Here is a 14,469-nt window from a genome sequence, read left to right as displayed (position 1 = left end):
TGCCGAATTATAAGATTGCTTCATTGTACCCTCCCCCCGCAAAGGCTTACACGGGTACTGTACGTTTTTCTTCACGCACTGTCATTGCGAGCGCAGTGCAACGCAGCGCGGCAATCTGTTGTTACCGTCTCGTTGGTTTGCAGAACCATCTTAGCTATATTCATTAATGATATCTTTTAGCCATCCATATTCTGTATCGGAATAGTTACTTTTATATTCTCTGACTAATACATTTAGGTTACTATCATTTTTTAGGGAATGGTAAACTATTGAATAACCTTGATTCATATAGTTAGTACTATTTTTAATTTTAGATTCGTTTATAAAGAACAAGGCCTGCTGTAGATCTTTAATTTTAAAACAAAACTGAATTACCTGGTTATATAGCTCCTGAAAGTGTTCGTTTTTTAAAAGTGAGAAGAAAATTTGCTTTGCCTCATCTAACCTACCTAAATCAAATAAAACCCATCCTTTAGCAACTAATGTATCAGGCTGGTTAGCATCTAATTCTAATGCCTTATCAAAATAAGTTATTGCTGCATCCAGTTCATCTTTTTCAATATTTATTGCTCCTAACAAATGGTAAGCACCCGGAGTTTCTTTTTTAGCTAACGAACCATCCAAAATCTTCAACGCATTATCTACCTGAAAGCAATTATAAAAGGCATAGGCCAGTGTATTCAATATTTCTGCATCAACATAGCTTTGAGGCATCCTCATAATTTCGCTTATAATTTCACTACAATTAGAAAGAGTGTCATAGTATTTTACCCTTTCATAAATAGCCTCATTAAAATTTTGATCTATTTTTAAAGCTTCTTCCAGGTATCCCCATGCCAAATGTGGCTCAGATTGTTGTAGCACATAAAACAACTCTAACCTTACCCATTTATTTTTCTGATCAACATCAGCACTTTTATACAAAAGGCTTATAGACGATTGATTATTATTATAGTATATTTCGATTAGTCCCTCTACCATTAATAATAATGATTTTTGGGATGTGTTTTCAGGTACTTTTTTTAATAAGTCAATTGCAGGTACATAATTTTGCAAACGAATATTATAATACGAATACATTAAGTACACATAATCAGTTTGGTCTATTTTAAGCAATGCATCAAAATATTCAGGTTCTAAATGAATATTCTCTGTTAAATATTTTTCTATTTCCTCCATTTAATTTACTCCTATTATATGAGATTGCTTCGTCGTGCCTCCTCGCAAAGACTTATACGGGTACTGTATCTTTTCTTCACGTACTTTCATTGCGAGCGCAGTGCAACGGAGCGCGGTATACGAGCATGACGCTCGCACAGGCAAAGCAATCCCATTTATTTAATTATGAGATTGCTTCGTCGTGCCTCCCCGCAAAGACTGCGCGTGAAAACGACAATGTTATTACATGTCGGGGGTTAGAATCCCTCTTTCTCTGCAAATTTACCTCACTACTTTAACCCATTGCCCTTTGGTCCTGCTTAGGTACGAGTTATCGTACATGGCTTCGCATTGCACGCCCGGCAGGTAATAACTGCCCGGATAGGATGCGTTAAGCAGTATCCTGAAGGTTTTGGTTTCGTTAGATTTTAGCGAGAAATAGAAGTTAGTCCTGTCGTCCCTTATATCGGTATAATCAACAGCGTTCTCGGCAAAGCTTCCAAAATCGGTAAAGCGGGTGTTTACAATTTCCCACCCCGACGGGATTATCTGCGTAAGCGCAACGTTATCTACATACTCGCCTTTGCGGTTGCTTACCGTAACCTCTGCCACAAACTCGGTGCCCTGCGACAGGCTCGACGGATTAATTACCTGGCCCGCCCTGTCTTTAAATACTATGCCCGTGCTAAGGCCACGCTCTTCGGCAAATTCCTGACCTACCGGAAGCACCCCGCTGTACACCACTTTTACATATAGCGTAGATTTTTTATTGTTTTTAATGGTTACCACATTGCTGCTGCCAATTTCGAGCACCCTGTCGGCAAAGGTTTTAGGCGTGTTTATAGCCTGCGTTTTACCCTTGTTGGTATAGCTGATGTCGATGCCTTTTGGCCCGTTACTTTGTGCAAATTTGGTCATGGCATACAGGCAGTACGCCGTTGTTTGCGTGCTCATCCATTGGTTAGACGACATTTGTTTAGCCAGCTTAATGGCCATAGTAAAGGCTTTTTCTTTCTGGCCTAAGATAAGCAGTGTTTCCAGTGCCATTGCCCTGTTGCGTTCTGCCGAGCCGTAGTAATAGTAGTAATTATAATTATCCTCGTAATCTATAGCACTTTGCGCCAGCAACTCCTGGCCTACATTTTTCTGGCCTGCCAGTGCATAGGCCGCAGCCAATCGTAGCCTTGATTCGTTACTGATGCCGTTGGTTTCCCTTAATCGGTTCATCGACGATAAATCTGCCGAGCCTGCCAGTGCCAGCGTGTATAGCCTGTATGCCTGGGCAAAATCGTTGTGGTAGCCGTCGTTATAGCGCCACTGCCTTGCGGTGCGCTGTTGGTACTGCACCCATTGTTTTTTAGCATTCATAGGCAGGGCGTAGCCTTTTTTCTCGGCTTCTATAAAGAAATGCCCCACATAGCTCGACCCCCAATCGTCCGGGTTGGGCTGCCCCTGCCAGTAGGCAAAGCCGCCATCGGCTAACTGAAACTGCGCCAGCTTGTTTATGGCCGCTGTTACGTTTTTCTGGATCTTATTTTTACGCGTCTGGTCGATGTCGGCAATATCGGCAAGGTACAACTGCGGGAATGCGCCCGATGTGGTTTGCTCCAGGCAGCCGTGCGGATACTGGATAAGGTAATCCAGCCTACGGTTGAAATCGATAGACGGGAACGACGATACCTCTAACCTGGCTTTATTAGTGCCCGAAACGCCAAAGGCATTCCAGTCGATACTGCCCGATTTACCCGACTCGATAACCAGTTCTTTATAATTATTGGTTATCGGGTTAGGGTTCATAACATCGATCTCTACTTCGTAACTGGCTTTTTCTTTGCCGCTTGTAGCCGTAACGGTTACTTTGCCTATGCCTGTAATATCGGCAACTTCAAGGTCAAAATAGGCAATCTTTTCATCGGGCCTTGCAAAGCTTACCACCTGAGATGATGATCCCACCACCCTAAAGCCGTTGTTGGTTTTGATGGATAAGGTTACGTTTTTAATACTATTTTCCATAGCAAATAACGTTACCGGAAGCGTTACCCTTTCTTTAGGCGTTACCTTGCGCGGCAGCGATGCCAGCAACATTAGCGGACTGCGAACCGGCGTAGTTTTCTCGGCCATACCGTAAGCGCTAACATCGGCGTTGGCGGCTACCACCATAGTGCGCACCGAGCCTACATACATGGGCAGCTTAACGTCGTGCACACGGGTTTGCCCCTTGCCCAAAGTATAAGGCCCAAGGTAAATTACTACCGGTTTAAAGCGGTTGGCTTTTTTAGCGGCACCACCACCTAAGTCGGCATCGCCTCCAATACTAAATACCTGGTTTACCTTGCCACCGTAAGCACCAATAACATCATCATAAATATCCCAGGTGCGCACGCCAAGGGCTTCTTTAGCGTAAAAAGCATCCCAGGCGTTTGGCGTTTTAAATCGTGTTAAGTCTAACAATCCATCATCAACAATGGCCAGTGTATAGGTCATGGCCTTGCCTGTTTTTTCGCTGACTTTTATATTAGTCCGCTGCTCCGGTTTTAGCACCGCAGGCATGGCAATTTGTGGCTCTAACAAGGTATTTTTATCTACTACCTCTATTGGCACAATGCCGTATAGTCGAATAGGGCTATCGTTTGCGGTTGTGGCATGTGGCTGCAACAGCGTAACATAAATGTACACGTTGGGCGCCATTTTTGCCGTTACCGGAATGGTTAACTGCGTTTCGCCTTTTTTGGTGGGTACCCAGTAGGTTTCTACCACGTGGCTGCCGTTTTCTAAAGATATCAATGCCCTGCCGCCCTCGCTGGATGGGAAGGATATCGTAGCTTTTTCGCCTACGTTGTATTTTTCTTTATCGGCGGTAAATACCAGCATTTTAGCTTCTTCACCTGTGGTGTTACGGCTGCGGCCACTCCAGTAGGGGTAGTCGATGTGCACGGTTTCTCCTGTAGAATGCCCACTCTCCATATCGGTAACCCTTACAAGGTAACGGCCCCACTCTTCCTCGTCGGTTTTTAGGTTGAAGGATGCTTTTCCGCTGCCATCGGTAATTACCTGCTGCGTATAATACGGCGTGTTGGATAGCGCCGAACTGTACGATGATGTATTGCCATGAGAGGCATCCCACCACCAGCGCCATTCTACTTTATATACTTTTACATCGAGCCTTCTGCCTGCTTTGGGCTGGCCTTTATCGTTTACGGTTGCAAGGTCGAATTTATTAGATTTACCCGTTTCGAGCATGCCGTATTTATTACCTTCAGGCAGTTTAACGCCCACGTAGGTATCGTACGGCGAATAGGTGGCCGTAACCACATCGGTACTAAAATCGCCTCCCCTTTCGTAGGCTTTGGTAATAATAGCTGCCTTTAGCATGCCCGGTGCGCGTGCCTCTAACTTAGGTTCCAGGTTTACCTGTACCACGCCATTATCGTTAGCCACGCCCGAGAAGATGTTAACCTCTTCACTGCTGAAATTTTGCGTAGGGTCGTCAAAAATATAGTTAAGGTAGCCTTTAAACGCCGTGGTTTGCTTAAGGAATTTAGCCTGCATCTCAACCTTAAGGCCTTTGGCAATAGCGCCGTGCAGCCAGGTAACCTCTACCGTACCGGTATTTTTAGAGCTGCCGTAAATGGTTTTACCCTCAAAGCTGTTCTTAATTTTAAGTCGGTTTGGTTTAATGGTCTCTATTTTGATGCTCTTGTAAAAATGTGCACCACCTACAGATACCCTTGCCTCCCAATTGCCCGTAGGCGCACCGGCCTGCGTAGGCACCACAAACTTAAAGTGGTTACGGGCATTGTAAGCCTGTACCGTTTGGAACACCACCTTGCCGTTAGGGTCTGATAACCTTAATTTTATAGGATGCGCCGGCGGAAGCTTGGCTGCCTTATCGTTTAATATAAAACCGATAAACAACGAGTCGCCCGGGCGCCAAACGCCACGCTCGCCATATACATAGCCTTTTAACCCTTTTTGTAGCTGCATACCATCTACATCAAAATTACTTACTGATTGCGCATTGCCCTCATACAGCTTAACATAGGTGGTATTCTTATCTTTTTTAACAATGGCAAAATAGGCTTTATCATCTGCCGAAAGGTTTACAATACCCTCTGCATTGGTCTGTGCTGTTGCCACTTTTTGCTGTTGGAAGGTAAACAGCTCTACCGTAGCGCCCGCAATAGGCTGCGTGGTGGTAATGCTGGCTACCGCAAAAAAGTAGCTGTTATTTTCGCCGCGCTTGGCTATAACCCCAAGATCTGACGCGAGTACGTTGGTAGACACCTTTCTGTCGTAAAAATACGAGCTGCTGCAAGGGTTTTCGCGCTGGTCCCAATCGTAATCATACGGGTAATAATCGTAGTATTCGTCTTCGTTATTATCGCCATAGTCTTCCTCATCTTCACGGTCTTCATCCTCATCTTCGCTTTGCGCAGATGCTGCTGCTGTATCGGTATCGCTGGCATCACATTTGTAGAGCGAGTACGATTTTTTAACCGTTATCTCCACCCTGTAAATGGCGCCCTGCTGTGGGGTTATAAGCGTAGACAGGTCTATGGCATAGGCATTCCACTTGCCGTAATTAAGCAGTTTATTGGTGGTTAGGTCTAATGTTTTTTTGGCTACCGGCAGCGCCACTTTGCGCAGGCTGTAGTTGCCGTTAAGCTCGTTATCCTGAAGAAACTGCATTACATTGTTCTCGAAAATACGGTATACCTTAACGTCGACCTTACTCAGGTTAACGGCTTCGAAATTGAGTTTAAGGTTGCTGGATGCCGGCAGTATGGTACCGCTTTTAATAAAGCGCACTTCGGGTGCCAGTTGCTCGAACACCACTTTCTGCGACCATGTATTTTTGGTTTTAAAGCCCTCTGTACTCTCTATACCCTGAAATACCTCTACCAAAAAGCTACCGTTAAGCGGCTCTGGGAAAAACACCTTAAGCAGGTTACCGTCTACCGAATATTTAAGGTTGTTGGCACTTTCTACGGCTACAAGGCCGCTAAAGTCCTGATCCTTTCTAATAGGGTCGGAGAAATTGATAAGCAGCGTCTGGTTATCGCCTGCGGCCGGCTCTATGGTAATTACCTTAAAGTTGTCTTTGCCGGGCACGGTATACTCTTCGCTGCCCTCGCGGTCTATATCGTATGGCTTTCCGTTCCAGCTGATCTTAATTTTGCTGTCCTGCGCCTTACGTTGTATGCTATCTATTACAAAGTGGAATTCGGTTGGCGTACCGGCATTGGCATCAAACCTAATAGGCAGCTGGCGGCCATCCTGCTGAGCGGTTACCAGTTTTTTGGCTACGGCAATATCCAGGTTGTCGCTGGCCTTTAGGGTAGCGTTTAAGTACTGGAGGTTGCGGTTGTAGGATTGCAGATCGGTAACGCTAACCAGAAAGTCCTGCTTAATGGTTTTTACGCGGAAGTTAAAATCTTCAAGCCCTTTGGGTACGTTTATAAATTTAGAAAGGTGCAGCGTTACGCGGTACTCCTTATCGGCCTCCAGCTTTTTTGTTGGGCGAAAGGCAATGCTGTTGTCCTGCAAAAAGATAACCTTACCGTCTACACTGGGCGAAACCGAGAAATAATTGTTATCCAGCTCCTGGTTGGCCTGCCACTCTTTTTTGGTAAAGGCAAGCCCCACCCTGATATCTGACTTAGTAGAAATGATACCCGAAGAAAAACTGGTAATGTATTCCCGGAATTGAGAAAAATCTGAATCGAAATCTTTTCCTGACGGTTTCGAGCAGGAATGCAGCAGCAGTGTGATGACTGTTAGGCACAGCACCAGTTTCAGGGTTTTCATTTGTGAGGATTGGTTAAGGTTAAACTGTTAAAGTACAGGTTGGTATTTTACGCTATAACTATTAATATCCTACAAATATTGTAATAAAAAGACGAATTAATTTTAAAATTTTCTTAAGAAATTAATTCATTGATAATCAACCCCTCCTTTGCTTAAAAAACGTTTTCACAAGGGCACTGCATTCGGCTTCCATAACGCCGCTAACCACCTGTGTTTTAGGATGCAGCTTGGTGCCCATGGCACGATACCCCCGCTGATCGTCGGCCGCGCCAAAAACTACCTTGCTAACCTGGCTCCAATATAGCGCGCCGGCGCACATTTGGCAGGGCTCTAAGGTTACATAAAGTGTGCAGCTGGTAAGGTATTTGCCACCTAAAAAATTAGCGGCAGATGTTATAGCCTGCATCTCGGCATGGGCGGTAACATCGTGCAGTAATTCGGTCAGGTTATGGGTGCGGGCAATAACTTTATCGTTAACCACCACAATGGCCCCAACGGGTATTTCGCCTTTATCAAAAGCAGCCTGGGCTTCCTGTAGGGCCTTGCGCATAAAATACTCGTCGGTAAAAATGTTTTCCATAAGGGCAAAAATACAAATCTATTATGGAACGCTGATAACACGGATTTGAAAACGCGGATTTTATTGGGTTGCCACTCTTATATACCTCACCCCCGGCCCCTATCCACACGAGCGCAGCGAACTGGCGCAGCAAAGGAGAGGGGAAGCCGAGAAGGGGTATAGTGTGGAATAGCAATATGCAATTCATTATAGCGATGTGTTGCCCCTGACTTTAGTCAGGGGTTATGGATGCAGGCGGTTTTTTGGCTTTAGCCGAATATAAATTACACTTCTTAGTCCTCTCCCCCACCCCCTCTCCAAAGGAGAGGGGAGCCGAGAACGGGTATAGGGTGGAATAGCAACATGCAATTCATTATAGCGATGTGTTGCCCCTGACTTTAGTCAGGGGTTATGATGCAGGCGGTTTTTTGGCTTTAGCCGAATATAAATTACGCTCTTAGTCCTCACCCCCAGCCCCTCTCCACACGAGCGCAGCGAACTGGCGCAGCAAAGGAGAGGGGAGCATGGACGGGTATAGTGTGGCAAACCGTATACTATTTATGTAGCGATGTGTTGCCCCTGACTTTAGTCAGGGATTATAAGTGCGGGCCGCTTTGGGCTTTAGCCGAATATAAATTACACTTCTTAGTCCTCTCCCCCAGCCCCTCTCCGAAGGAGAGGGGAGCATGGACGGGTATAGTGTGGAACATCAACATGCAACTCATTACAGCGATGTGTTGCCCCTGACTTTAGTCAGGGGTTATGGATGCAGGCGGTTTTTTGGCTTTAGCCGAATATAAATTACACTTCTTAGTCCTCACCCCCAGCCCCTCTCCAAAGGAGAGGGGAGCATGGACGGGTATAGTGTGTCGACCTGACTTACACCCCCAATTTTCAGTAGAGACGCATTGAATGCGTCTCACTCACTGGTTAACCTCACCCTCAACCCCTCTCCACACGAGCGCAGCGAAGGAGAGGGGAGCATGGACGGGTATAGTGTGGTTAAAATTACTATGACCATATTGCTTATAGTCCTCACCCCCAGCCCCTCTCCGAAGGAGAGCGGAGCCGAGAACGGGTATAGTGTGTTGACAATGCTTACACCACCAATTTTCAGTAGAGACGCATTGAATGCGTCTCACTCATTGGTTAACCTCACCCTCAACCCCTCTCCACACGAGCGCAGCGAACTGGCGCAGCAAAGGAGAGGGGGAGCTGCGAACGGGTATAGTGTGGTTAAAATTACTATGACCATATTGCTTATAGTTCTCTCCCCCAACCCCTCTCCGAAGGAGAGGGGAGCCTGGAACGGGTATAGTGTGGCAATTGTTATCTCTATTCAAACACCCGAGTGTAGCTGCCCTCCTTTGTTGCGCCAGTTCGCTGCGCTCGTGTGGAGAGGGGCTGGGGGTGAGGACTAAACCCATTTTGCTCACACGTTCCTTTTCAAACCTATTGCATTATATCGTAAATTTGCCTTACAACAATAAATCCACGAAGCTCGCTCCCCTCTCCTTTGGAGAGGGGCTGGGGGTGAGGTCCAAAATCATGGCAGGCAAATTATTAGATACCATACAGTACCCCAACGATATTAGAAAACTAATGCCGGAGCAGTTGCCGCAACTGGCTGCCGAGTTGCGGGAGTTTATTATAGATATTGTATCGGTTAAAGAGGGTCACCTTGGCGCAAGCCTTGGCGTGGTAGAGCTTACAATTGCACTGCACTATGTTTTTGATACGCCCAACGACCTTTTGGTTTGGGATGTGGGCCACCAGGCGTACGGCCACAAGATACTTACCGGCCGTAAAGATAATTTTGACACCAACCGCCAACTGGGCGGCATTAGCGGTTTCCCTAAACGTAGCGAAAGCGAGTACGATACCTTTGGCACCGGCCACAGCAGCACATCAATTTCGGCGGCGCTGGGCATGGCAATAGCCTCGCAAATAAAGGGCGATACGGCTAAAAACCACATTGCCGTTATTGGCGATGCCAGTATAGCATCGGGCATGGCGTTTGAAGGCCTTAACCATGCGGGGGTTACGGATGCTAACCTGTTGGTAATTTTAAACGACAACGCCATTGGCATAGACCCCAGTGTTGGCGCGCTTAAACACTACCTTACCCAGGTTAAGGACGGCAGGAACCCGAGGCAAAACAACATGATAAAGTCGCTTAACTTTGATTATACCGGCCCTGTAGACGGGCACGACTTTACCACGCTTTTAAAAGAGCTTACAAAACTTAAAAATACTAAGGGGCCAAAATTCCTGCATATAATTACCACTAAGGGCAAGGGACTTAAACAGGCTGAAGAAGACCAGGTTAAGTACCACGCCCCGGGTAAATTTGACAAACTAACCGGCGAGGTGCTGGCTGTAGCCGATAGCCACCTGCCACCCAAATACCAGGATGTTTTTGGGCTTACGCTGGTAGAACTGGCACAGCAAAACCCTAAGATTATAGGCATTACCCCGGCCATGCCATCGGGTAGTTCGATGAAGTTTATGATGGAAGCTTTCCCGCAAAGAGCTATAGATGTGGGTATTGCAGAGCAGCATGCCGTTACCTTGGCCGCCGGCATGGCTACACAGGGCATGGTGGTGTTTTGCAATATTTACTCTACTTTTTTGCAACGTGCTTACGATCAGGTTATTCACGATGTGGCCCTGCAAAACCTGCCCGTTATTTTTTGCCTGGACCGCGCCGGCCTTGTGGGCGAAGATGGTGCCACCCACCACGGCGTGTTTGATATTGCCTACCTTAACTGCATACCCAACCTTATTATTTTTGCCCCGCTTAATGAGAGCGAGCTTCGCAACATATTGTACACCGCCCAACTTGGGTTAGAGCATCCTATTGCTATCAGGTACCCGCGCGGGCGAAGCCAGAATGTAAACTGGCAGCTGCCTTTTTTAAAAATTGAAATGGGCAAAGCGGTGCCCTTAAAAACCGGAACCGATGTTGCCGTACTTTCTACCGGCACAATTGGCAATAATGTGGCGATCTCAATATCCGAAAGTGAAAAATCAAGCCTTTTTTCGCACTATCATTTTGGTTTTGTAAAGCCGTTGGATGAAGATGCGCTGCACGCCATTTTTAAAAGTCATAAGAAAATAATTACAGTGGAAGACGGCACTGTAATTGGTGGTTTTGGAAGCAGTATTATTTTTTTCGCGGCAAAAAATAATTATTCTTTGGAAATAAAAACGTTAGGCGTTCCGGACTCTTTTATAGAGCACGGCAGTACCAGCGAGTTACAACATTACTGTAATATTGACGTTAAATCTTTATCGGATATTTTTTCAGCTTGCTGAAAATGCCGACTTTTGCAAACTATTTCCAATTAAAAAAACGTTTTAGATGAGATTGAAAGCCTGTTTAATAGCTTTACTACTTATTGCATTTGCCCAAAAAGGCCGCTCTCAGGTATTGATAACCACCACATTGCCTGACTCTATTACCTACTGGGAACGCACCAATGTTGTAGGGCTTGATATTAGCGAAATTGCCTTTGTAAACTGGAGCGTGGGTGGTAATAACTCGGTATCGGTACTGGCTAAGGGCAATTTTACACGTAAATACACCCGCAAAAATATCAACTGGCTTAACGAACTGATTATCAGGTACGGTATTAACAGCCAGGAAGGCCAGGAACTGCGCAAGACCGACGACCAGTTTCAGTTCAACTCCACTTTTGGCTACCGCCGCGACACTGTATCTAACTGGTACTATAGTGCCAAGTTTAACTTTAACACCCAGTTTAGCAACGGTTATTCTTACCCTAATACTACGGCTGAGATATCGGGTCCGTTTGCCCCCGCTACTATATTCCTCGGGGTTGGTAGCGAGTATATTAGAAAAGATTTAGGGCTAACCCTGTACCTTTCTCCACTTACCGATAAAACCACGTTGGTATTAAACCAGTTTCTTGCAGATCAGGGTGCTTTTGGGGTTGAAGCCGCCGTTAAAGATGCCGATGGCAACATTATAACCCCCGGTAAACGATCGCGTACCGAGGTGGGTATGCTTTTTACCGGCCAGTTTAAAAGGCAGGTGTTTAAAAACATAATGTTAGACAACCGCATTACCCTTTATACCGATTACCTTAACAGCTTTGGCAACATAGATGTTAACTATCAGCTACAGCTGGATATGACTGTTAACGAGTACGTTAAAGCAAACATTGGCGCCAACTTTATTTATGATGATGATATTAAATCAAGCGAAGAAGTTGCCGGCACTGTAGTAACAGGCGGCCCTAAAGTACAGCTTAAGCAAACCCTTGGTGTTGGGCTTAGCTATACTTTTTAGATTATCAGATGGTTAGATTGTTAGAACATTAGATTGTTAGAACATTTTTGGACTGTTAGAATCTTCTGCAAAATAAAAAAGCAACCCACAATGGGTTGCTTTTTGTTTTATATCATCTATTGCTGTAGGTTTTAGATTCCTCCTTCGTCGGAATGACACTCATACTCAATACTTAAGCATGATTGGCAACCTTAAACTCAAAACTACAAACCCCTAACGGTTAAACTGTTGCCTGCTTAGGTACGCTATCGTGTGCCTGTGTATGCTTGCCATCGTTCCATAAGCTTAGTATATCGGCACCAACGGCGGCACCGCTTCCTGCTGCAATAGCAAGCTGGCTTCGGGTTCCGGCAAGGGTTCCGGCTACGTATAGACCTTCGGCAATAACGTGGTCATCGTTAACAAGCTGTATGCGGTTTTTTTCGGGCATTGCTTTTTTATGCGGTACAACATACTGCATAAGGCCTTCAAAATCAAAGCTATTGGCCGACCCTATAGCTACCACAACACTTTTAGCCTGGTAGGTATCTTTGTTGGTAGTAACGGTAAAGTTTCCGGCAGTGCCTTCTACATTCAGTACTTTTTCTAAAGGAATTTGCTCAACCAACGGATACGTTGTAGCAAGGTGCTCAAGGCTTGTAGTTAATAAATCGGCCCCGCGGGTACCGGGAGCAATGCCATATGCATTGTTATAAAGGCCGTTTTGTAAAGAAGAGGCTTTCTGGTGGGTAAAAATACCAACTTTTTTGCCTTCGCCATACGCACGGGTAAGGCCGGAACCAAGGATCAGGGCGCAGGAAACACCTGCAACACCGCCACCTACAATAAGTAAATCAAACATAAATTTTATCGGTTTCTTGTTTTCTCGTCTATGCTTTGGGCACTTTTAAAAATTAAAAGAATGCATATAGCACACAACGATGCTATAATGCCAATTAATGCCACAACGCTGTTACCTTCCAGTAAGTTGCTGAAATCAAGCTGTGTAACATTAAAAATGGTAAGTCCTAATGCTAAGACTATCAGGATGTAAATAAAAGTTTTCATTGTAAATATATCTTAAGGTGATATAGACTATTTGTTGGCCCTAAAATTAAAAAATATAATATTAGGCAAACAATTGTTTAACATTAGAGGCAAATAATTTAACAGCTATAGCTAAAAGTATTACCCCAAACACTTTACGTATTACGCCCAGGCCATTGTTGCCCAAAATCTTTTCTATTTTAGCCGATGATTTTAACACGGCATACACTACCACTACGTTAATAATAATGGCAATTATAATGTTTATCTTTTCGTACTCGGCACGTAAAGACAGTAAGGTTGTCATGGTACCGGCACCTGCAATTAGTGGGAATGCTATGGGCACAATAGAGGCCGTGCTGGGGCTGTCTTCTTTATAAAGGCGTATGCCCAATATCATTTCGAGCGCTAAAAAAAACAGCACGAACGATCCGGCAACGGCAAAAGAGCTGGCATCTATGCCAATAAGCTTAAGTATCTCTTCGCCCACAAACAAAAACACTATCATAATAAACATAGCTACTATAGAGGCTTTTTCGCTTTGTATGTGGCCCAGTTTATTGCGCAGGTCTACTATTATGGGCACACTGCCCACAATGTCTATAACGGCAAAAAGCACCATGCTTATGGTAAAGATTTCTTTCCAGTTAAAAGCGTCTACCCAGTCTAATCCCATAACAAAAATTTTGTGCGTGCAAAATTACCTATAAATAAGGCACGTACCAATAAAATGGCAATTTAATATTTTTGCAGCGGTTAGATTACAAACTAATTTGGGCAACTTTGCCTATCTTTGCCCCATGTTTCAATTAGGAAAAACCATAGTCTCAGAAGACATTTTAGAAAAAGAGTTCGTTTGCAACCTATCGGCTTGCAAGGGGGCATGCTGTGTAGATGGCGATGCAGGAGCACCGCTTAATGAAGAAGAAACCAAAATACTTGAGGAGATATACCCATTGGTTAAACCTTTTCTTAGAAAAGAAGGTATTGCTGCCATAGAAGCCCAGGGCACCTGGGTTAACGGTACCGATGGCGACCTTGAAACCCCTCTTATAGACAACAAAGACTGCGCTTACGTTATTTTTGACGGTAAGACAGCGCTTTGCGGTATAGAGCAAGCCTACAACCAGGGTATTGTTACCTGGAAAAAACCGGTATCTTGCCACCTGTACCCCATTCGTGTAAAAGACTTTACCGATTTTGCCGCCGTTAATTACGACCGTTGGGATATTTGCAGCCCTGCCTGCTCCCTGGGTAAAGAATTAGAAGTGCCGGTTTACAAATTTGTAAAGGAAGCCCTTATACGAAAATTTGGCGCAGACTGGTACATGGAACTGGAAAAAGTTGCCGACGAACTTAAACAAAACCCTTTACCAAACCGCCGTAAACGCCTTTAAAACACTCTGTTTAAGTGTAAATTAATTGTAAACTTTTGCTACTGTTAAATTTTTTAATTTATTGAATTTCAATATTTTGTAAAATTTTATTGTAAACAATGTAAATTTTACTGTTGTTAAGAACTCTCCAAAATTGTGAATAAGTAGTTACAAGTTTAGGTTTGATTTTCTAAATCAAATCGCAATCTTTGTAATCCGCCTTTAGA

The 14,469-nt window shown here is 44.7% G+C and carries 9 protein-coding genes; 3 read left to right on the top strand and 6 right to left on the bottom strand.

What is annotated here, in order from left to right; genetic code table 11:
* Nucleotides 1-150 precede the first annotated feature (150 nt).
* The 3 genes from G509_RS0108510 to G509_RS0108500 all read right to left on the bottom strand — a co-directional run bounded on the left by G509_RS0108510 (nucleotide 151) and on the right by G509_RS0108500 (nucleotide 7,546).
* Complete coding sequence (locus tag G509_RS0108510; protein WP_026991136.1) at nucleotides 151-1,179, bottom strand: tetratricopeptide repeat protein; 1,029 nt, start codon at nucleotides 1,177-1,179, stop codon at nucleotides 151-153.
* Nucleotides 1,180-1,440: 261 nt separating this feature from the next.
* Nucleotides 1,441-6,966 carry an alpha-2-macroglobulin family protein gene (locus G509_RS0108505; RefSeq protein ID WP_026991135.1) on the bottom strand — a complete coding sequence of 1,842 codons (5,526 nt, stop codon included), beginning with the start codon at nucleotides 6,964-6,966 and terminating at the stop codon, nucleotides 1,441-1,443.
* Between the two features lie 136 nt (nucleotides 6,967-7,102).
* On the bottom strand, nucleotides 7,103-7,546 hold the full coding sequence (locus tag G509_RS0108500; protein WP_026991134.1) for a nucleoside deaminase: 444 nt from the start codon (nucleotides 7,544-7,546) through the stop codon (nucleotides 7,103-7,105).
* A 1,527-nt stretch (nucleotides 7,547-9,073) separates the two neighbouring features.
* Here G509_RS0108500 and G509_RS0108490 point away from each other — a divergent pair.
* Nucleotides 9,074-10,843, top strand: coding sequence for a 1-deoxy-D-xylulose-5-phosphate synthase (locus tag G509_RS0108490; protein WP_026991132.1), 1,770 nt, complete (start codon nucleotides 9,074-9,076; stop codon nucleotides 10,841-10,843).
* Between the two features lie 46 nt (nucleotides 10,844-10,889).
* Nucleotides 10,890-11,840: a DUF3078 domain-containing protein gene (locus tag G509_RS0108485; RefSeq protein WP_026991131.1), complete on the top strand. Its 951-nt coding sequence runs from the start codon at nucleotides 10,890-10,892 to the stop codon at nucleotides 11,838-11,840.
* Between the two features lie 220 nt (nucleotides 11,841-12,060).
* Here the strand turns inward: G509_RS0108485 and G509_RS0108480 are convergent, their stop codons facing one another.
* The 3 genes from G509_RS0108480 to G509_RS0108470 form a co-directional block, all read right to left on the bottom strand.
* Complete coding sequence (locus G509_RS0108480) at nucleotides 12,061-12,681, bottom strand: FAD-dependent oxidoreductase (protein ID WP_026991130.1); 621 nt, start codon at nucleotides 12,679-12,681, stop codon at nucleotides 12,061-12,063.
* 5 nt (nucleotides 12,682-12,686) lie between these two features.
* Nucleotides 12,687-12,887 carry a hypothetical protein gene (locus G509_RS0108475; RefSeq protein WP_026991129.1) on the bottom strand — a complete coding sequence of 67 codons (201 nt, stop codon included), beginning with the start codon at nucleotides 12,885-12,887 and terminating at the stop codon, nucleotides 12,687-12,689.
* Nucleotides 12,888-12,948: 61 nt separating this feature from the next.
* The gene (locus G509_RS0108470; RefSeq protein WP_026991128.1) at nucleotides 12,949-13,542 is read right to left on the bottom strand and encodes a MarC family protein; all 594 of its coding nucleotides are present in this window, start codon (nucleotides 13,540-13,542) and stop codon (nucleotides 12,949-12,951) included.
* A 124-nt stretch (nucleotides 13,543-13,666) separates the two neighbouring features.
* Here G509_RS0108470 and G509_RS0108465 point away from each other — a divergent pair, with 124 nt between their 5' ends.
* The gene (locus tag G509_RS0108465) at nucleotides 13,667-14,263 is read left to right on the top strand and encodes a DUF3109 family protein (RefSeq protein WP_026991127.1); all 597 of its coding nucleotides are present in this window, start codon (nucleotides 13,667-13,669) and stop codon (nucleotides 14,261-14,263) included.
* The last annotated feature ends 206 nt before the right edge of the window (nucleotides 14,264-14,469 follow it).

The sequence above is a fragment of the Flavobacterium subsaxonicum WB 4.1-42 = DSM 21790 genome, from assembly GCF_000422725.1.
Classification (GTDB): Bacteria; Bacteroidota; Bacteroidia; order Flavobacteriales; family Flavobacteriaceae; genus Flavobacterium; species Flavobacterium subsaxonicum.
The sequence above is the reverse complement of the archived record's forward strand: the minus strand, read 5'-3'. Positions and strand labels throughout refer to the sequence as shown.